The 21,362-nt window shown below is 41.3% G+C and carries 12 protein-coding genes and 5 tRNA genes; 7 read left to right on the plus strand and 10 right to left on the minus strand.

Annotated features, from left to right (window positions below; translation table 11 throughout):
* Positions 1-39: 39 nt before the first annotated feature.
* From NLP_RS29460 to NLP_RS33780, 6 genes are all read right to left on the minus strand, one after another.
* A complete protein-coding gene (locus tag NLP_RS29460) occupies positions 40-1,641 on the minus strand; it encodes a TROVE domain-containing protein (RefSeq protein ID WP_104909416.1) in 1,602 nt (533 codons plus the stop codon).
* Positions 1,642-1,678: 37 nt separating this feature from the next.
* Positions 1,679-1,804, minus strand: a tRNA-OTHER gene (locus NLP_RS33760).
* 208 nt (positions 1,805-2,012) lie between these two features.
* A tRNA-OTHER gene (locus NLP_RS33765) sits at positions 2,013-2,137 on the minus strand.
* 90 nt (positions 2,138-2,227) lie between these two features.
* Positions 2,228-2,357: transfer RNA gene (locus tag NLP_RS33770), tRNA-OTHER, on the minus strand.
* Between the two features lie 49 nt (positions 2,358-2,406).
* Positions 2,407-2,523, minus strand: a tRNA-OTHER gene (locus tag NLP_RS33775).
* A gap of 28 nt (positions 2,524-2,551) precedes the next feature.
* A tRNA-OTHER gene (locus tag NLP_RS33780) sits at positions 2,552-2,685 on the minus strand.
* An 86-nt stretch (positions 2,686-2,771) separates the two neighbouring features.
* Between NLP_RS33780 and NLP_RS29465 the strand changes: the two genes are divergently transcribed.
* Complete coding sequence (locus NLP_RS29465; protein ID WP_104909417.1) at positions 2,772-2,975, plus strand: hypothetical protein; 204 nt, start codon at positions 2,772-2,774, stop codon at positions 2,973-2,975.
* Positions 2,976-3,085: 110 nt separating this feature from the next.
* A complete protein-coding gene (locus tag NLP_RS29470; protein ID WP_104909418.1) occupies positions 3,086-3,811 on the plus strand; it encodes a hypothetical protein in 726 nt (241 codons plus the stop codon).
* A 144-nt stretch (positions 3,812-3,955) separates the two neighbouring features.
* Here the strand turns inward: NLP_RS29470 and NLP_RS29475 are convergent, their stop codons facing one another.
* Together NLP_RS29475 and NLP_RS29480 are read right to left on the minus strand one after the other, a co-directional pair.
* Positions 3,956-5,116: a quinone-dependent dihydroorotate dehydrogenase gene (locus NLP_RS29475; protein ID WP_104909419.1), complete on the minus strand. Its 1,161-nt coding sequence runs from the start codon at positions 5,114-5,116 to the stop codon at positions 3,956-3,958.
* Between the two features lie 113 nt (positions 5,117-5,229).
* A complete protein-coding gene (locus NLP_RS29480) occupies positions 5,230-5,484 on the minus strand; it encodes a hypothetical protein (RefSeq protein ID WP_104909420.1) in 255 nt (84 codons plus the stop codon).
* Between the two features lie 133 nt (positions 5,485-5,617).
* Between NLP_RS29480 and NLP_RS29485 the strand changes: the two genes are divergently transcribed.
* The 5 genes from NLP_RS29485 (at position 5,618) to NLP_RS29510 (ending at position 18,886) form a co-directional block, all read left to right on the plus strand.
* A complete protein-coding gene (locus NLP_RS29485; protein WP_104909421.1) occupies positions 5,618-8,539 on the plus strand; it encodes a GAF domain-containing protein in 2,922 nt (973 codons plus the stop codon).
* Positions 8,540-9,352: 813 nt separating this feature from the next.
* Positions 9,353-11,185 (plus strand): vWA domain-containing protein, encoded by a 1,833-nt coding sequence (locus NLP_RS29495; protein WP_104909423.1) that lies wholly within the window; start codon positions 9,353-9,355, stop codon positions 11,183-11,185.
* 20 nt (positions 11,186-11,205) lie between these two features.
* On the plus strand, positions 11,206-13,953 hold the full coding sequence (locus NLP_RS29500) for a tubulin-like doman-containing protein (protein ID WP_104909424.1): 2,748 nt from the start codon (positions 11,206-11,208) through the stop codon (positions 13,951-13,953).
* A gap of 30 nt (positions 13,954-13,983) precedes the next feature.
* Positions 13,984-17,040: a hypothetical protein gene (locus tag NLP_RS29505; protein WP_104909425.1), complete on the plus strand. Its 3,057-nt coding sequence runs from the start codon at positions 13,984-13,986 to the stop codon at positions 17,038-17,040.
* Between the two features lie 988 nt (positions 17,041-18,028).
* On the plus strand, positions 18,029-18,886 hold the full coding sequence (locus NLP_RS29510; RefSeq protein ID WP_104909426.1) for a PEP-CTERM sorting domain-containing protein: 858 nt from the start codon (positions 18,029-18,031) through the stop codon (positions 18,884-18,886).
* 1,266 nt (positions 18,887-20,152) lie between these two features.
* Here NLP_RS29510 and NLP_RS29520 read toward each other — a convergent pair.
* Together NLP_RS29520 and NLP_RS29525 are read right to left on the minus strand one after the other, a co-directional pair.
* The gene (locus NLP_RS29520; protein WP_104909427.1) at positions 20,153-20,401 is read right to left on the minus strand and encodes a hypothetical protein; all 249 of its coding nucleotides are present in this window, start codon (positions 20,399-20,401) and stop codon (positions 20,153-20,155) included.
* A 107-nt stretch (positions 20,402-20,508) separates the two neighbouring features.
* Positions 20,509-20,715 (minus strand): hypothetical protein, encoded by a 207-nt coding sequence (locus tag NLP_RS29525; protein ID WP_104909428.1) that lies wholly within the window; start codon positions 20,713-20,715, stop codon positions 20,509-20,511.
* Positions 20,716-21,362: the final 647 nt, after the last annotated feature.

The raw sequence follows: 21,362 nt of genomic DNA on the forward strand, positions 1-21,362 counted from the left end.
AAGGATAAAGTAGTTTCATCCTTTACCCTTCAGCAATATCTATAATTCACCCGTAGCTAGCATCTGGATGATCCGAGGTGTACCTGGGTCGAACCCTGCCAAATCCCAAGACAGCGAATCTTCAGGATCTACCAAAGTAATCTGGTAAGGTGTTAAGGTGACATACACTGCCTTGACGTTGGGATTTACCTTTTTGCGGTACTCCTTCAGCGCTTGACTTGGATGCTTATACCCAGCCCAGCTTTCCGAGTCAGTCCAAAAGCAGACTACATCTGCTTTGAACTTATTCTTAATCATCCAGTCATAAGCTACAGACGCATCCGTTCCACCGAAGTTTTGATTGCTAGCTTTGCGAACCGCAGAACTAAAACTATCTTTGGCAGTGATACTTAATTCCTGGAATTCGGTAGCAAAACCACGAATCATGTAGTTTTTCTCTGCTTTTGCTGTCACCAGTGCCATTGTGGTGGCAATTTCACAGCAAGTCAGTCCCATATCTGCAACCATGCTACCCATAGAACCAGAAACGTCCACGGCGTGCATGAATACTTTACCTGTGGGTTGCACAACATCAAAAGACAGTTCAACCGCCTTTTCTAAAATGTCTACAATCCGAGGAACTGGATTCCAAGTTTTCTTACTGCGTCCTAATGTTCCACCAGATTGATATGTTTTGAGTGCTTTCAAAACATCAATTGGATGGATGCGACCTTTACGCAGATGTTCCTTGTTGTTAAGAACTGCTTCCACTCGCAGCAAGTTGGCACTTTCATCTGTTCGCAACACACCCAGTTCAGTTAAAGAACCCAAGTTACGCAACATTGCACCTATTGGCATTTCCTGAAATAGTAGCTGCCAAGCTTCCTGATCCATTTTGCCGACTGGTGCAGCCATTTCGTGGGTTAAGCGTCCTTGGGAAATAGCTTCATGGGTTTGGGTAGGATTCCGTTTCAGCCACTCATACCACCAAATCTGCGCCAACGCTTCTGAGGGCATATCTGCTGGCAAATCTTCCCAGCCTCTAACTACCCACTCAAATAGTTTACGGTGATTTTCTGTAGGCGGTTTGACATGGAACAACCGCAACGCATCTCGGTGGGAGAAGCCTTGACGCTGTTGATATTTCAACAGTTGATAAGCTAAACCCTTGACATCTTCCCTTGAGAGCCAAGTTTTACCAGCTTCCCGCACTACTTTACCAAATCCCCGCAGAGATTTGGTGTAGTTCAGCCATTCGTAGAAGTGGCTACCAGTGCGGACAATTTGCGGAAATATTTCACCAAACGCCTGTTTTGCTTCTGGTGCTTCACCCATAGAGAGCAATACCAAAGCCAAGATAGGCGCACTGTTATTGATGGCGCGTCCATCGCTAGCATAGAGAATTTCTTCTGCGACACGTCCAGGATTTTCGGCAACAGCTTGTCTGACAACTGTCACAAAATCCTCAGTTAATTCCTGTTTACCAGCGTAGTAAGTGCTTTTTGCTGTGCCAACCAACAAACAACGGCGCAGCATTTTCCAAATACCAGCATCAAACATCCAACCGCCGGAACGTCCCTGAACCATTTCTGCTTCTCGTCCGGGGATAGGTTGATTTTGAGGTGTAGTTGTCTTCTTTTTAGTGAAAAAATTGTAATTCATCGTTTCATCTCCCGGCCCTTGCAGGCAAAAATGAAAGGTGGCAGAGCAGGAATCGAACCCGCGACATCCGGCTTAAGAGGCGATAACCCTAATTCGTCGGCCTTTGCAGGCAAGGTGTGAACAAGGATGTTTTTCGGCGCTCTACCAACTGAGCTATCTGCCACATGAAAATTAAAAACACAAAATTTACTCTGGTGGAACAGGATTTGTAGCTTGCTTCCCGTAGGGTACCTGCAACCGATGAATTAACGATAACCCTCGAGTCGTCGGCCTTTGCAGGCAAGTTTCTGAACTAAGGACTATGGGAATTAACCCGTTCATTGCTCTGCCAGATTGAGCTACCCACCAGATGACAATTCAAAATTAAGTTTTGGGTGGCGGAGCAGGACTTGAACCTGCGACCTCTCGAACCCTAATCGATAACCCTAATTCGTCGGCCTTTGCAGGCAAGGGGTGAACAAGGATGTTTAGCGCTCTACCACTGAGCTACCCGCCACATGAAATTTTGGATTTCAAATTTTAAATTCAATTTAAAATCCAAAATCGTTCGACTGAGCGTAGCCGAAGTCTAAAATCTAAAATTAATTGGTGTAGTGGAGCGGGAATCGAACCCGCCACCTCCCGCTTGGCAGGCGATAACCCTCAATTCGTCGGCCTTTTCAGGCAAGGAGTGAATAAGGATATTTAGGCGCTCTAACCACTGAGCTACCCACCACATATAAATTCAAAATTCAAAATTGAAATTTCAGCACTCAGTACTAAATTTGGTGTAGTGGAGCAGGATTTGAACCCGCGAATGCTTGATAACCCTCAATTCGTCGGCCTTTGCAGGCAAGGGGTGAATAAGGATATTAAGTGCCTTACCACTTGGCTACCCACTACATGACAATTTAGAACTCAGCACTGAATTTGGTGTAGCGGAACAGGATTTTTACCTGCACCTCCAGAAGTTCGATCAAGGCTGTTTTAGTTATATGCGATAACCCTCGATATGTCGGCCCTTCCGGGCAAGGTGGGCGCTCTGCCATTTGAGCTATCCGCTACTGGTGAAAGCTAACTCCCTAATGAAAGTTGACTTGTATTATTAATGTAGTATATGTATTATCTATTGTCAAGGGTCTGGCAAGCTAATGCACGAATTATTGCTTTGGAAAGAGAAGTCTGAGCGGCACAAGCAAGCCACTGCTCAGAATTTTGCGAGCAGATTATCCGAGATGTATGGCGATCGCTCTCATCAAAACCCTCTTATTTTCTCTGTTAAAAAACTTTTGCGCGATCGCAGACCAATATTAGATAAGCAGAAGGTTGATAAACCTATAACTTCTACTGAGTAAAGATTTTGCCGATAAATTTGCCGCGACTTTGCCAAAAGATACAAAAAAGTGTCTCAATTTTTGCCAATATAATAATATTATTTCTCAAAATTCACTTGGCAAAAATCGGCATGAGTGAGAAACCCATAGAAGGTGACGGCAAGGCTTTTCTCGTTCTACTTTTGCCCATCTCGTTTTTGATTATTTTCCTAGTTGCCACTTGGAGAATTTTACTGGCGGTAATTGTGCTGGTAATTGCCTTCAAGCTTTGGCAGGAATATCAATGGCAACAGTGGACTGTGCGAGTTAACCCAATTTTTCATCAATTGGTTCGTGAAAATCAGGGCAGACTGACGCCAATGGACTTGGCAATCAGGGGCAATTTTCCTGGAACAACGGCAAAACGCTACTTGGATACTAAAGCCTCGGAATTTGGTGCTAGTATAGTCAACTCTGAAGAGGCAGGGCAGTCTTATTACTTTATAACTGCCAGCATTCTCGGCAATATTCTTGATAGTAGTGAGCCTGTTAAAGAACTGCCGGCTCAACCAGTTACTAAAACAGCGCGATCGCTCCTAGCACCACTACCAACCACACAGGATGAAGAACCAGAAACCGAATCACTCCCACAGCAAACCCATGAGGAAACTAAACTATCGCTGGAAAAACAGTTAATTTTTGGCTCTCTGATTCAATCTGAACTTGCTAAACGGCTAAATGTCTATTCCAGCACGGTTTATAAACGGCGAAACGATCCAGAGTTTCCTGACTGGAGTCGCAACAAAGACCCTGATGGTATTGCCTGGTCATACTCGGAAAAAACTAAGGAGTTTTTCCCAGTGGAGAAAGAAGTTTGAAGAAGGCAGGAGGCAAGAGGGGAAAATTATCCCTTGATTCGACCGAGAATTATTTGGCCGCCCTGAACGAGAGTTCAGTGCTGTTGTCTTAAACCCTTGCTCCCTCTGGTCGCAACAGTTCTAGAGTACGGACAGTCTTACTCCTTACTCCTGCCTCCTGCCTCCTGCCTCCTGCCTTCGTTGATTTTTGAATTCTAAACCTACAGCATCATTGATGGAATTTAATCCACTTTGTTCTAGCTTGGAAAGTAAACCAGCTAGAATGCGGCGTACCATCAGCGGCCCTTCGTAAATCCAGCCTGTATAAACTTGGATTAGGCTAGCACCAGCAGTAATTTTTTCCCAAGCATCTTCACCAGAAAAGATGCCACCAACACCAATAATCGGGATTTGTCCTTGAGTTTGCTGCCAAATAAAACGAATTACCTCAGTGGAGCGATCGCGTAATGGTTCACCACTAATTCCGCCAGCTTCTTCCTGGGGTGATTTGCCCGTTTGGTCAATCACTTGGGTTTTCAGTCCATCACGGCTGATCGTGGTGTTAGTAGCAATAATTCCCGCCAGGTGGTAGGTTTTGGCTAAAGAAATAATGTCAGCGATCGCTTCCCATGATAAATCTGGGGCTATCTTGACAAAAATCGGTTTATGTGTAATATTTTCTTGTTGTAATAAATCTAAGATGGCACTGAGCATAGAAGCATCTTGGAGTGATCGCAGCCCTGGTGTATTAGGAGAAGAGACATTAACAACAAAATAGTCTCCCAAATCCTTGAGTAAACAAAAACTATCGAGATAATCCTTTGCGGCTGCTTCTAGGGGAGTTACCTTAGATTTACCCAAATTTATTCCTATAGGTATCGATCGGGTTAACTCATGCTTTTCTTGTGCCAAACGTGCCGCCATTACTGCTGCACCACTGTTATTAAAGCCCATCCGATTGAGAGCAGCTTTATCCAACGGTAGACGAAACAAACGGGGAGGCGGATTTCCTGGCTGTGCGTGAAAAGTTACAGTTCCTAGTTCTGCAAAGCCAAAACCCAGGTTAGACCAAATGCCAGCAGCTACACCATCCTTGTCGAAGCCAGCTGCTAACCCTACAGGATTTGGAAAGTTTAGCCCAAACAAATTTTGTTCTAGGCGGGAATCGTACAGACATAAAGACTGCTTTAAGCGTTGGTTTATCCAACTAGCAGGGGTTTGCGATAGCCAATTAAAACTGCGAATCGTCTGTTGGTGTAACCACTCTGAATCGGTTTTTACCACATTAAACAAAAGCGGACGAATCGCAAGTTGATAAATATCCATTTCAATCCTTAAAACTACGCGAATTCGGTAAACTGCCGCGTTTCCTCTTTAGCTTGTCGGAGTTCTTCTTTTGATAGCCGTGCTTCCTCTTTAGCTTGTCGGAGTTCTTCTTTTCATAGCCGTACTTGTTCAGCAATCTGCCGCATTTCTTCGGCGGAATTTCTCATTTCTTCAGCAATCTGCCGCATTTCTTCGGCGGAATTTCTCATTTCTTCAGCAAGCTGCCGGGTTTCTTCGGCAGAATTTCTCATTTCTTCAGCAAGCTGTCGCTGCTCTTCTTGTGAGAGCCTGGTATCTTCAGCAGACTCTCGCTCATCCTCTGAGACTTGTCTCTGCTCCTCTTGAGCATCAGAAGGAGTTTCGCCCATTTACCTAGCACTCCATAATCTAACTTCAACGAACCTGTTACCTACAATTTTTAGCAAACACCTGTCGCAATATTACTCAGGGTGCTTTTCTGGGCATCTTATATATTACAAGTTATGTTAACCAATAAATCAGATGGGGCAGCCGCAAAAACCTATAGCCGCCGAACAGCAGATCCTCTCTTTGGGGCGCGTCCTCCAGAGCCTCAGGGAAGAAGATGATGTTGACGTTCTGATTGAAACTACTATTTCTTATCTCAAAGAAGAGTTTGACTACAAACTGATTTGGATTGCTCTTTACGATCGCCTGAATCACATATTATTTGGCAAAGGGGGCATCACACCCGATCGTGACACGAGCTTTTTACGCCAAAGGGTTGTTCTAAGTCCTGGGGATTTATTAGAGCAAGTAGTAATTGAACAGCATCCTTTGGGCGTAGCTGATTTGCAAACTGAAATCCGTGCCGCTGAATGGCGAAAAATGGCCGAAAAATTCCACATCCAAGGAACGATTATTTTACCAATTCGCTACAAAGACCGTTGCTTGGGCTTGCTGTTATTGGGTTCAGAACGCTGGGGCTACCTACTGACTGGAGAAGCAAAAGCACGTTTGATGATGGTTTTAGGTGAACTAGGGGCAGTGCTTTATCAAAATGAAATGCATAAACACCAAAAGCAAACCAGGCGAACCGACGAGCCATTATTAGAATTGCTAGAAAATTTACGCACCCTCAGTAACCTGAATCAAAGACTGGAAGTAGCGGTGCAAGCAACTCATAAATTTGTCTCCCCCAACCGGACAAATGTTTACTGGTTTGAGCGAGAAGGGCGCTACTTTTGGTGTCGAATGAGTAATCAGCTGGTCAAAATGGATCGCAATTCTAGCAGTCAGCAAGCAGCGGGAATGACTGTACAGGACTTGAGCGATTTTTATTATGCTTTGGCAGTTAACCAAATAGTCTCGATTGGTGATGCCCGCAGTTCTTTAAAAAGCCATTTTACGGCAAAATTGCTGGAACGCTTGAACGTGCGATCGCTCCTAGCAGCTCCGATTATCTGGCAAAAGAACTTAGTCGGTTTTCTGGCGGTGGAAAGCAATGAACCTCGCATTTGGACGGACACAGACAAAAATTTCGTCCAGGGTGTTGCAGGTTTAATCTCCCTAGTTACACCTACCGAAAACATGGAAAGCACTATTAAACAGATTCAAGAGGATGCCCAACTCACTAGCCAAGTTGCCCAAGGTATCTATAGCGAACATGACCTTCAGACAACTTTACATAATTGTGCTAAAAGAGTTTTAGCTCGATTAGGTGCTACCCGCTTTTTACTGTTGCAGTATGACCCTGAGCAGAAGAATTATCAATTTACTTACCAAAGTCAGCCCCATAATCGCCGACCGTTGACATTTACCCTGCATACTCTCAAAGAATTAGATGGGCAGCTTTTGCAAAGTTCAACTCAAGCAGTGGAAATTGAGAACTTAGATGAAGATTTACGCTTTTTTAACTGGCGACCCTCGTTGTTAGAGAATAATGTGCGATCGCTACTTGTTTGTAAATGCACTCACGAACATATACCAGCAGCACTTTTGGTGATTACTCATGAAAGCCATCGTTCTTGGACAACTCTAGAAAAGGAATTGCTGTGGGCGGTCAGTCAACAGATTGGTGTAATTGTTCGTCAGTGGCAATTACATAACCGCACCACCCAGCAGCAAAAAACTTCCCAGGCATTTGAGCAATGCTTACGCATCCTGACACAATCCCAGAACAGCATTGAGGTCGAAAAAAAGCATTTAGAACGTACAGCCCTCGAACAAATAGCATCAATTTTGGGTTGTCCCTTAGCGCTAATGCTATCTTGGGCACCTGGTGAAAGTTGGGCAGAAATTATCCCTGGAGTGATTGACAATAGCCAATTTGGGATTTTTTCTGATGCATCTATTTCTATCCAGGCTGAAGCCTTAATTCAGTGGGCACTTGCTACAGAGACTTACCTGACTTTGAAGGTAGATAATTTACCTCCAGAAACCCGGAAATGGTTGAATGTTCCAGACAAAAGTCAAATTTTGGTAATGGCATTACGTACAACTGCTGATTATGAAACCACTGGTGTAGTGTTGCTAGTAGACTATCAACAGCGTCGTTGGTCAGAACAAAACCTCAGTGCAACAGTAACTCTGATTTCTCAATTAGCCTGGTGGCGTCGTGAAAAGCAAATTACCCGACTTTTAGAATCCACAACCCAAGAATTACGACAACTTAATTGGTACAAACATCGTCGCCTAGAGGAAATTCAAAGAATAACAGCGCACTCCCTTAAACAAATACACGATTTGGGCATTCCTGCAAATGAACTGACTCAGATGCGCTACCAGCTATTGCTGCGGCAGTTAGATCATACAGCCACCTCTATGAGTGGAATGCTAAAACTTGAGAACTGGCAGCTACATATCAGTTGGGAAACTATGCCCATAGCCAGTTTACTGAAGCGATCGCTCGAACGGATCGAAAATTTACTCAAACAACAAAAGCTGTGGATTGGGGTACATGGTTTGGGACAATCAATTGACGAGCAAGAATCGCCCAAGAATTCTTCATTAGTTAGAAGCGTTCCTGCCTCCAGCGCTCAATCTGCAATCGCGATCGCTGGTGATATTGTCAAAATTGAATTAGTTATCCATGAATTATTGGTTACTGCCTGTAACCGTTCTCAAACCGGCAGCAGAATTGATATTTGGTGTCGCCGTTTAGATGCGTCAAAACCCTCAGATACAAAGCATTCTTCTACAAGTGAAGGGGCTGAACATCAGACATCGCTAGAATTATCAATCACATATAACGGTGCGATCGAACCAGAGCTACTCACAGAACTATATCAAAATATACCTAAAGATGTGCTTGCTCCTTCCTACCTCGACCAACCACCAGCTTTACATCTGGCGATCTGCCAAAACCTCATGCAGGAACTAGGAGGAGAGTTGAATTTCTATAAGTTACCAGATAATCGGGTAGTCAATCGCTTGTTGTTGCCGTTAGCTGTTCATGATTCTTAGTACAGCTTTGCGTGAAATCGTGACGAATTAAGGGTTGAAATTTAAACGCAGATGCGCTTCGCATTCCCACAGAGAAGATTAGTACAGATGTGCTGTGGTTAATTACCTTACCTGTACGAGAACTGCTATAACTACAAGCTTTAACAATTTATCTTTGTCACTGTCAAGGCTAATTAAACGTAAATATAAAATTATATTGGCAATTATCTCAACTATTTTGTATATATTTACTGAGTCTAGAAAGAGTTAAACAGGTATCTTTTGATAACTTGAATATCTCCGAAAAAACGTGACATTTTTGAAAATAGTGGTTAACATATAACTTGATAAAATGCCGACAAACACTATTATTAATTTTGATTCAGAGAAAAATAATTAGCTGGATAACTTTTGCCAAACAAAGTTTTCTATTAATTCAGTCTGTTGTAAATCTTGTTAAATTGCAAATTGTTAGCAATTAGTTGTTCAGGATTTAATTACTATCTAAGTATTAAAGTAATTTTCAATACTTTGCATAAATAATTAAATTAAAATCAATTTTTTAAATTATTTATTGCATTTACATATTGAATCTATTTTTTAGATTGCTGTTGTAATACTAATATTAAGTTTACATATAGATTTTTTAGGTAATGAAATGGAATTAGTGCATCAAATTATAACTGTCACTTTATGGATTCTCAGTTTACAACAAAGAGAAGTCTATGGATGCTATAAAATATTTATAAGCATTAATAGGATTAAATCTAAACTCTTAAGCTACCGCTTTCAGGAAGACCAATATAAAATTTATATGCTTGGAGGAATCTATCAATGAGCTTTAGATACTTCAAGCATTGGTTGAGATTTAGTTCAATCCGAAGCATTATTGTTTTAGCCTTAATATCAATTCCTAACTTGTGTAGTGCATCTGCTCAGACAACTACTAAAGGGGGAATTGACTGGATTTTAGTAGTAGATACTTCTGCTTCCATGCGTGGTGTAGGTGGAACTAAAAATATTTTTGAGCCAGTAAAAAATTCTATTACTGAATTTGTTAATACGGCTAGATTAGGTGATACAGTTACTATTTATAGCTTTGATAAAGATGTCACCCTAAACGCCAATGATATCACTATCAACAGTAATCCAGACAGAGGCAAACTCAAGCAAATAATTAGCTCACTTAAAGCTGATGGTGTGCGTACTCATACAGGTAAAGCTGTGCAAAAAGCTTTGCAACATTCTGCCCTCTTAAATAAACGTGCTGACGCTCTTGGTCGTACTGTCAGCATCGTATTTCTGACGGACGGATTAGAAGATGTGCGTGGTATTCCTAATCCCGTTTCTATTCCTGGGAATACCCAGTTTCTAAGTGAGCAACAATGCAAGCCCTACATATTTTTTGTGTCTTTAGGATTAAAAGAACACGAAAAGCAACTGAATGACTTTGCTAGCAATCCAGCACTTTGCGGTAAGGGGCAAGTATTGCGAGATCCTGGAGGAGTTCAGCTGAACCAACTGGCTCAAAATATCCGACCAGCGCTAATTAAGCCCAAGCTTGATGTTAATCTACCCACTGCCAATTTACCGCCAGTATTGCCAGGAGCAACTACTGAACCGCTCAAAATTAATAGCATCAGTAATGTCAATGCTAAGGTAAGCTTGCAACTGGAAGACCCTCAGCAAAGTGGTATTCGCTTAATTTCACCCGATCGCACCATCGACTTAGTTGCTAATCAAGCAACAGCCATTCCCGTGCGTTTACAGATACCAGCAGAGGCAAAGGGGGGCGCGAATAACTTGCGCTTGGTGTTGATCAGCGCAGATCAAGCGATCGCACCAATAAAAATTGACCTACCTGTAACCATTCAGTCACAACTGCAAATAGAACCGACAAAGATAGATTTTGGCTCAATAGAAGCAGGCAAAACCACTGAAACCCAAATTTTTATAGTTCGCACCAATATATCTGGAACAGCTAGCTTACAACTGCAAGGCAATTCTAAAGACGTTTCCATAGCAGAACCTTCAGCAGCCATATCCTTACAACCAGGAGAAACAAAAATTCCTGTGCAGTTGCAGGTTACTGATAGCAGTTTTGCAGGCGATCGCACTTTCACCTTAGCCCTAACCCCAGATAACTCAATTGCTAGCCCTGTCAGTGCAAAAGCTCATCTGTATATTTTAATGCCCCTATGGCGGAAAATAGTTATTTGGTTGCTCTTAGTGCTGTTGGTGTTGTTAATTTCACTGATAGTAGTTTGTTTAATTCAACGCAAAACCCCCTTGGAATTAGTCGAAGATTTCCGTAACCGCGATCGCTTAGAAGGAGCGTTGGTAGTACTGGAACCACTGCCACAATCATCGCAAGACGAAGAAATTAGTCTCACTCACCTACAGAAGGGTAGAGTATGCCTGAGTGATTTGATACCAGCTATTGCCATGACCAATTCTGATGCCGAGTTAGTTATAGTTTGGCGGTTAGGCAAAAAAAATATAGATATACGCTGTTTGAAAGGTGTAATTTTTGTCAATACTAAAAAAATAAATACAGATGAACTCTACGACGAGGACATCATCGAGATTGGCAACGTTAAATTGCAATTTAACTGGATTGAACACCAAAGACCCTCTGAGCCAAGCAGTGGGCAGACAAACTTTTGAATAATATCACAGGAAAGTGAATGTTAAGTCCCACGGTTGTGCGTCCCACGGTTGTTTTTCGTCCTACTGTTGTTATCGGGCTAGGAGGAACGGGTTATGAAGTCGTACTCAAACTTAAAAAGCGATTTATAGATGTTTACGGCTCAGTACCAGAAGTTATTCGTTTTATTTCGATTGATACTACCGAAAATATCCAAGAACGAGAAAAATCACCTGATGGCACCAAGGTTTTCTTAGAACCGAATGAACTTTATGCAATTTCTGTCGCAAATCCCCTACCCCTAACACGTAACGACCACATCGCTGAATGGTGGCCTAAGGATATTTCCGCAGCCAGCCTGATCAGTGGCGCTGGACAGATTCGGGCCAGGGGACGGCTCGCCTTGTTTGCGAAAGTAGGCGATATTGACGCTTTAATTGCTCAAGCAATCAATACTGTTCGTGAAATTCGCACCAGTAAACAAGCATTTTCAGATAACTTTCAAGTTTCGAGTCGGGATGGTGTCGAAGTTTTTATTGTTGGTAGTTTGGCGGGTGGGACGGGCAGTGGCACATTCTTAGATACGGCTTTTTTAACACGAGGACATCTCAATAATTTTTCTAATATTACGGGGGTATTTGTTTTACCGAGAGTGTTTGCCAATATTCCCCAAACTCACCTGGTGAAGTCTAATGCCTATGGCGCTCTTAAGGAAATCGAACACTTTTGGGGATTGTCACCATCTAATAGCATTGAGATTGATTATGGGATCACAAAAGTCAAAGCCGATCGCCCTCCCTTTGATGCAGTATTTTTAATTGACGGGGTTAATAAAAATGGAACTGTAGTCGGTCGTCCAGACGATTTACAAAATTTAGTTGCAGATGGCTTGTACATCCAAATTGGTTCTCAAATTGGTTTAGACGCTGCTAACGTTGCTGATAACATTCGCGCTTATCTGGCAACTGGTGAAAAAGTTCGAGGACGCAATATAAATTACTGTAGTTTTGGCTTTGCTACCCTGACTCTGCCAGTACAGCAATATGAGCGGATGAAATTAGAGGATGCTCAAAGCTTGCTGAAGAATGAGTTGATGGCATCTACTCCAACAATCGATTTAGAAAGCGACATTACCCGGTTTTTAGAAGATTGCAAGTTAGCAGAAGCGACTACTGTCCTGAATGCGTTGACTGAAAGCGATCGCGGCGGACAAATGAAACCCGAATTTAGAATTGGCGAAATCCGTCACGATCGTACAGCTTTGGCGACAATCAAAGAACTTTACAAACGGCAGTTAGATCAATTTGAACAACGGACGGCTCAAGAATTGGGATTGAATTTTCATCGCTTACAACAGACTACAACTGCTGCGATCGCAACTTTCTGGGAACGCGGTCTTAACCGTCCCAATGGACTAGCTTATGTTTTGGACTTTTTGAGCAAACTTTCTCAACAATTAGACGAATTACAGCAAAACGTGCAGCGCAAGTCACAAGAGGCGCAATCTAGTTTCAATGCTTTGAAATTAGAACCACAAGAAGAAAAAATTAAAGAAGCCGCAGAAACTTGGTTCCCAAATAAAAACACTATTCAAGCTGCTTGCCAGAGATACAAAGAACGGGCTGACCAAAAGTGGAAGACTTATTTACATTGGAAACGCTGTGATAAAGCGGCTGAACTCTATGGTGTATTGCGGACTAAGGTAGAAGAAATCCAGGAAAAATGCCAACGTTTACATAGCAACTTAGATAAAGTTTATCGAGATTTAGAACAGAGTTATCACGAGGTCAACCGTCAAGGAAGTAACGATAATCCTTTTATTCACACCATTCAGCGCATCAATCTGCAATCAAAACGCCCCAAAGTTACTGGCGAAGATTTTATCCGTTGGCATCGAGAACAGTCTCAAACTTTAACGAATTGGTCTGAGAAGAAAGCTGAAGATGTCGAGATCGAAATTCTGAGATTTGTCGATGAAGCTTACTATCCTCTCACCAGTATGACTGTTGAGGAGGTTTTAACAGATAGCAATCCCGAAGATGCAGGGCAAGATTTGCAACAACTTGGCAAACTTGCAGTTCCTCTCTGGCAGTATGAAGTATCGGAAATTCCCATTCAACAGCAGCACTTAATCACAGAATTTTATTACTACGGAGTAGAGAGTAACAACACAGTTTTTAGCAATCCGCCTCTTTCTAGTCGCTTGCCTAGAGGAAATAATAATCCTTCTTTCGTACCGACAGGCGAACCACATAAAGTGATGCTGTTTCGAGTAGAAGTCGGCGTCCCCTTATTTGCATTCAACGGAATGAGGGATATGGAACTAGCTTATTTAGATCCGAATAAAGTCTTTAAGCACCTGCATCGCAATTGGACAAACTTAGCAAATTTAATTCCTCCAGAAGACGACGGTGGGGCGTTGCGTTGGTTTGCTTTAGCCTTAGCACCCGATCTATATAAATTGATTGTCAATCAGAGTAAGAAATATTTCGTTTCTACAGAACAAGCGAAAAGATTAGAAGGCGGAGTTTTGCCATTGGGAGGCGATCGCAAGTCAGCATTTAAAGCTTTCAAAAGTAATTTACCTTTAGTCAAGGAAATTGCTCACAAAGTTGAGCGTATTACCCATGAAGACCAAGACAAAGCCAAATCTACTTTGCAAAACTACATCAATCACCTCAATCAGGTTTTAAAGGGAGGCAGGGTTGATGCCCAGATTAAAGAACAGGTAGAAATGGAAATCCAGGAAATTGAAGCTTACCTGGAAGATTTAGATGTGATTATTTAGCCCCATAGTTTGCACTCTGAGAGTGTCCCCATGCCAAAACCAACTATTTTACTTGCACTCGATCCTCACAGTGCCGCTTTTTGTGCAGCCATTAAACGGCAACTGCAAGAATTACCAGCCGATCAAACCTGTTTAATTCAAACTTATACCTTAACTTGGGATAGTCAAACTTTTGGCTTTAGTGGCGAGTTAGATCAGTTTGCTGACACGAGTTTTGATCTGGCTCAAACTCATAGTAAACAAGCTTATGTCTCCAAAATTCGTACCCAGTTCAGCGAAGCGACCGGCGAACTGCAAACTGCACTGATCGAATTATTGAAAACGGCTAGTCAATCAAAAGAAGCGATCGCTGCTAAACGCCAAGGAGTGAAAATCAGCAGCAATCATCGAATATATCTCATGCTGTCAGTCAGCAATCAATTTGGTAGAGCAGTAGTTTTTGACATAGTACGCTTAATTCGTTGGCTATTTTCTAAGTACTTTATAGATATTCCTTATAGCTTAGAAGCTTTATTACTACTGCCAGGGTTATTTACCCAAGCCACAACTGCTGATTACGGTGCTGCTTACGCCTTCCTGAAAGAGTTAGATTACAAAATGACCACTGGAGTTGTGATTACAGGTGCTCAAAAAGCACCACCTTTTGATAACTGCTGGCTGATGGACGAGCGAATTGGGGGACTGAAGGATAATTTGCCTAGCTATGCTGATGCTTTGGCAGGTTTTCTCTCCGTGGAACCGGAAACCAACGGCTTATTGATTGGCGCACAAAAAGTACGGGGAAAAATACCCGCCTATAGTTCATTTGGTTATGGAGAATTATTTTTCGCAGGAGAAACAACTATTAACCGTTTGAGTGCTGCCTTAGCTGCCGATATTATGATGGAGCAGTTTTTACCGAAGGCAGAATTTACTCCAGAGGCAATTCGCAAATGCCTGTTAGATGCCAAAGGATTTATACTCAGCGAAGATTTCAGTAATGCTTTTCTCGGATTAGAACGAGACAACGGCAAACCAGTTTGGCAAGATTTTAATCCGCGCCTTGAGATGCGTGCTGGCCAGGCTCAGGAATATGGGATGGAATTGCAGCGTGCTTATCGGCAATTTGAAAATAAAGAGCTACTTTCCTATAAGCGGACGCTGGAAAATTGTTGCAAACAATTACAGGCAACACTAACCACCTTCTTAGACCGCACCATTAATCGCTATGCTGATGCTACACCTAGAGGCTTGCATGAAGGAGCTAGGCTATTAAACATATTGACCTTTTTATATTTGGAACTGCAAACGGATGCCATAGGCGATCAATCCCAGAATCTTGTTACAGAACTGCGTGCGGCTGAAGCATTTATCGACTCAAGATTGCAGGTAACAATTGATAAAGAAGCCACTCAAAAGCTACTCAACCAAGTTGTGTCCTTAAAATTGCGGCAGCAACAATTACAAGATATTTTAGCTGAAAGAAAGTCTGAAGAACAACTGCAAGAGCTACAAACAACTCAGAAACAGTTAGAAACGGCAATTGCTGAGTATCGCCAAGCGTTAAATGCCGAAATCGAACAAGCTCGACAAATTCGCTTTATGGCGATCGCTCGCGCTCGTGAGCAAGCCGAAGCTGCGATCGTTGTAGCTCAGAACCACTTAACGGCCATTGAAAATCAACTCGAAAAAGCCACAGATAACTTAGATGAACTACTAACAGAAGAAAACCGTTTTCGCTCACAGTATCTGATCGTTTATCCTACCTTGGTTACTGGTGCTTTATTAGCCTTGCTGATTCTAACCGGAATTTTCAGTCAATCAACACTATGGCTGTTATTACAAAAATTTTGGGCTAACTTAGTTACTTATCTGCTTTGGACTGCGGTAACAATTTTGACTTACTTAGGTATAGTTTGGCTGAAGTACAGCACTAATATTCGCGATCGCATTCAGAAGGTTCAGAAACAAATTAAACGCCTAGAAAGCACTATTAAAGCAACCGCCGTAGAATTACGCCGCAGTTATAATGAACAATTAAAGTTAGAGTACGATTTATACGCCCAAAATCTCCGTGTCGAGGCGTTAAATTATTTGATTAAAACAGCTAAACAAAGAACTGAAACCTTACGTCAAACTTTGGCCGATTTCTCTGAGATATACAATAATTTAGTTACTCAACGCGATCGGGCTACCACGAAGTTCTCCGAAATTCGGCTCACAGTTCTGACTGATGCCGATATTGATGCTTATTACCAAAGTTTCCTTTCCACATTACCAACAGAAAAGTTTACTCAGGAACAGGTTAGCCGTTCTCAGTCGTGGAAAATTTCTGCTGAAGAATTTCAGAATCAACTTATGCCCTTTGCTCGTCAGCAGTTCGAGCAATTGGGTAATTTGTCTATTGGCGAAGTATTAAAGCAATCAGATTTAATTGCCGCCAATACAGCTACTCTGCGTTTGAATCAACTTTATGATAGTGCTAATTTGTTACTGCGAATTCAAGATATTGACGCTAACTTAAACCCAACTTCTCAACGGGAGATTACCCTTTGGGTGGGAGCAAAAGATAAAGAACAAATTTTTGCGTTTTACAGTCGCTTTAGTCGTAGTTTAACCGTCTTGGTAGCTGAAAATGAGCAGCGTTTGTGTATTTTGACCCGTTCGTTGGGCTTTCCGGCTTATTTTCTCAGTCAAATTGAGTATTATCGAGACTGCTATGAACGGACTCAGAGCGAACAAATCGATGAAGACGAAAACATTCCCGATTTAATTCCAGAGGAAATTGGTTCTGGTAGGGAATTAAAGCTAGCTTATCAAACTCTGCTGTTAGCGATCGTTCTTGGGCTACTATCCCAGCATTCTCAAGGTGATTATCAATTCAAGGGTCGGTTACTTGGTAAAGACCGAGAACAAATTGCCTTAGCTTTAGCAACTGAGTTTACCCTTCAGGAACTCTATGGAGACTTAGAAAAACGTATCGAAACATTTGAACGTGATTTTATCTACCATAAATTACAGGAATTCGGAACATCGGCCTCATATTTAAATCCTTACGAACGTAAGCTTTTGGATCGTCTACTCTCAGACTATAACCCTCTGAATTAGGCATTCAATCACCTTTTTTACTTCTCTGGAAATTTAATATAGACCTAACTCAACCCCTAAAGGGCTTCCAGTAAAAAAATATCCCATCTCTGCGGGACGCTCCGCGAACGTAGGGGCACAGGACCTTGCATTGGTGTCAACTTAAGCTGAAAGCTATATTGGGTAGGTGTTTTACACATCACCTCACGCCCTCATCCCCTAACCCCTTCTCCCAAGGGAGAAGGGGAATTAAATCTCTGGCTCCCCTCTCACGGATGGGAGAGGGGCTGGGGGTGAGGGCAAAACGTTCTCACCAAGCGGGTTTCACGTTAAGTTAACACCAATGAATACCTTGTGCCTCCAGTCAGATATAGAGTCATAGACTCAATGAATGCATTCCCAGTTTCAGACTGGGAATGAGAAAAGTCTTATCAAGCTAGGTTTTTAGGACTTGTGTGTACACCGTAGCTTTTTAAGAGGCACTAAGAGTGCTCTTTAGACTATGCACCTTAACCGAACCGTATTGCTACCAATTCTGATTTCGACAATTGGTACAGGCGATCGTTGCTTGATTTTACAGTGACTTGCTTGCTAATCAAAGGATGCTCTGGCACCAACATCACTTATGTGAACTCCTCCCTACTGAATTTGTGAACTTCTCCCTACGGAATCCTTACGTAAATTCCAATTAAAAAACGCTCTTTTTTACTCAAGCTTTACAAGAAACTAGTGGATGCACGACTAGTATGAATATGTAACTAATTTACTGCACCCTAGATTTAATAACTAAATTACTTATACGGTTATTACTTATATAAAGGTGTAGGGCTGGTAAATAAAATTTTGTCCTTAAATAGAAGATTTCTTCTGCATAAGACAGAAACGGCTTGAGAATTTCCCAATTTGTCCATCATGCTTGCCTATATTTTACTCCTGCTCATTAGCAAGGGGTCAGTAAGCATGAAAAATTTACACTCTTAGCATTATAAAATTAAAACCGATTAATTGTATGAAACAATACACCAAAGTTGTAAAGCGTTTTTTGACACTAGCTACTCCAGTGATCGCTACTTCGATATTGGCTACCTTACCGAGCCAAGCTGCTACCATTGCATATTCTGAGTCAAAATTCAACATCAACAACTTTAGTAGCAGCCCTTTAGATGTTAGGACTTTGACTGATACTTTGACCAACACAATTAGCACAGGTGGTCAAGTAACTGCTGATGCTAATGCTGAGGCTAAATTTAATGTCGATGCAAACAACTCTGCCTCTAATTTGTCCTTCAGCCAAGCTCAAGGTCAGGGTGATGGCTATACAGGGTCGGCGGAAAGCTTGGCTGCGATTATCGGTTATGATTTTATAGTAGACAAAGAGTTTTCTTTTGATTTCAGTGGCTTATTTAACCTTAAAACATCCATTGATGATGCATCCACTGAACGTGCAAATGCTCGTGGAGAGTTCTTATATGAGTTATACGACAGTGATACTGGTAATCTTTTGGACTCTTTCAAGATTTCTGGAAATTTATCAACTATAGGTAACAATGATGCTTTTGTATTTGAACCGAGTAGTAGCATAACTCTTGATTCAAGTCAGACTTATATTGATAAATCTTTTGGCGGAACACAGGAATATGCTTTGACTAGCTTTAAGGGTAAATATTCCCGTACTTTCGATAAGTCAACTCGTTTAACTTTAATAGAATCTAAAAGTAATCAGGTGAGCGTATATACAGTCCCAGAACCCTCAACAATTCTAGGTTCGCTGTTTAGTTGCACTATGTTTGGTGCTGTCTCAATACGCAAGCGTAAAAGAGCTTCTTCGGCTGCGTTGTTAGTTAATAAGGATTTAAGGTCTGTTTAGTATGTTTGCACTGAGGAAAGTTCAGGTGATGGATAGCGAAAGCAAAGTCACATTAATCCATCGTAAGAGTGAACTGGCGAAAAGAGACTGATAAGCCAGACCAAAACTACTCTATTCTCTGTACTTTTGGCTAATGTCGCTCTGCACAGTCTAGAAACCATAATATAGCGGTTCCCATTCAGATGTGTTACACCAACTTTATATCACAAGTGTAAGGGTATGGCAAGCCATACCATTACGGGTGTAACTTACATAAACGAGAACTGCTATAAAAAGCGTCTTCCCTGAAAAATAAAAATTAAGGGGAAATGGCATTTATGGAAACCCCAAGTCATTAGGTATGCAAATAATTTTGTGATTTTGCACCGTGACAGGAAGCATTAAAGAAATGCAAATAAATAGCTATAACAATGAAATTGTCATCTCCAAGGGATTAAAGTGCGGACTTAATCCTCATCGATTACCCTGTAGAAGCCAGTCATCCCTTGATTATTTAGTTTCGACTGAATGAATCGCGCTTTCTAGATGTGTTTTCGTCCCTATTAATTACACAAACACACTTACAAACGTGTGTTCTAGTGGATAGTGTAATCTTGACAATTTCACTGCAACTAAGTAAGTAGGTCAAATTAAATATAAAACCCACCCTGCCTCCGGCTTCCCTCTCCTTGCTAAGGAGAGGGATTGAGGGTGAGGTTTGATCTTATGTTTAATTACGCCTACCTACTTATAAGCATTTCTGGCTTGTATATTATGGGTTTAACGCAACCATGACTTAAAAAAACTTTCCCCAAATACTCAACTCAAGTACGGAACTGATACCAAGATACTGTGGATATGGTTTTAAACCCAGAGTACCCTTTTTACAGTTGTCATAAAACCGATAGATAGAAGACCATGCTCGTTCTGCACTGGCAAGTCTTGCCATTGAGTTAAATTCATTAGCAAATGAAAAGTTAGCTGCAAATACAGCAGAATCAATTCAATATTGATGCAGATCGTTTTTAGCTGTATTTTTAACATTCATCCATAGCAAAATACAGCCATTTCAAATGAGATTGCATTATCTACTGCTGTTATCTGGGCTGACTTTTCAGAAGCTTTGAACTTAAAAACAAGCATGGTCAGTGAGCAACGCCGAAGTGTCGCTTTTACCTACTGTCTTATACTGATATATGTGGTATAAGATAGAGGTATAAAAATATTCCTAACAAGCTTTTATGGGCGATGTCCATAAAAGCTTCCTACAATCTGGTTATGACAGCTTTAGGAAACTGTTGCCGATGTATTGGTAGATGCAATAGCCTTATCACCATCAGTAATAGCGCCAGCAAGAGCGCCAGCAAGAGCACCAGCAAGAGTACCTTCAATAGTATATTTGCCTACTTTATAACTGCTCTTGTTAGCAGTAGAATAACTACGTGCGTAAGCAGATGCAACTCCCCCTTGTACTTGACTAAGATCGGAAACTTCATCTTCACAAAAACTGAGATCGGAAATTCTTAATTGTTCCATAAAAAAGCTCTCTTTGAAAAACGAATGTATTGCTGAAAGTTTTTGAGAACTTTCAGCAATTTTTCTATCTAAAATGCACTGTAGTACATTATAGGACTAAGGCATATTTAGCCGGCAGCAGAACTAGATGAACCGGTACTAGCAGATAGGCTGTATTTCTTGGAGACAGCAACGGTGCTAGTGGCAATGCTGGTGATAGCGATGTTTTTACCAAAAGCGTATGCTTTTGAATTAGCATCTGCAAAAGCTATTCCACCTTGAACATTCTCATTTTCAAGAACGGTTTCTACATGAGAAAGATCATTGATAATCATGATTTTACTTTCCTAAGAATTAGTAAGGTCAACTTGTTTGTTGTCGTGCCACTACAACTTGTTTTTTAGTGACATACAAACAATAGCACTATTAGAATTCCATGAATAGTAGTTTTACGTAAATTTTCTCTTAAAAAATAAAAAACATTCTATTATCAAGTTATTTACAGTATTTATTCTTCGTAAATTATTTGAAGAGTACTTTGCTATCTATTATCAAGCTACTTCCAAACTTTAGTATTTAGAGATTGTTTTAAAAGTGTTTTGATATGACTTTAGGGATTTTTAATCCCCCTAAACTCTAGGGCTGTTTCATTCGATCTATTAAGGATATTGTCAACAACATAGGCAATAAATTTGGGGAAGTTAGTAATCGAAAAATTACTATCTCAAAGAGTCAATTTCAGTGCGTTGGCGAAACCTTGCTGGAGGCATCACCAATTTTCTGGTGCAATCAGATTTTTTATTCACCTGATTTATTTGCTTGAAACGCTTGTAAATCAGCACATTTTAGGCAATGAAACAGCCTTGCCCTAATCCGTCAGGGGTGTTTCATGGCCTTCATTGGTATCAGTCAACTTAAGCTAACTAAAATTCCTTTAAAATCTCATTGCCTATCGGAGACTGGAAATGCTGCCTCCCATTAG

It is taken from the genome of Nostoc sp. 'Lobaria pulmonaria (5183) cyanobiont' (genome assembly GCF_002949795.1).
Lineage (GTDB): Bacteria > Cyanobacteriota > Cyanobacteriia > Cyanobacteriales > Nostocaceae > Nostoc.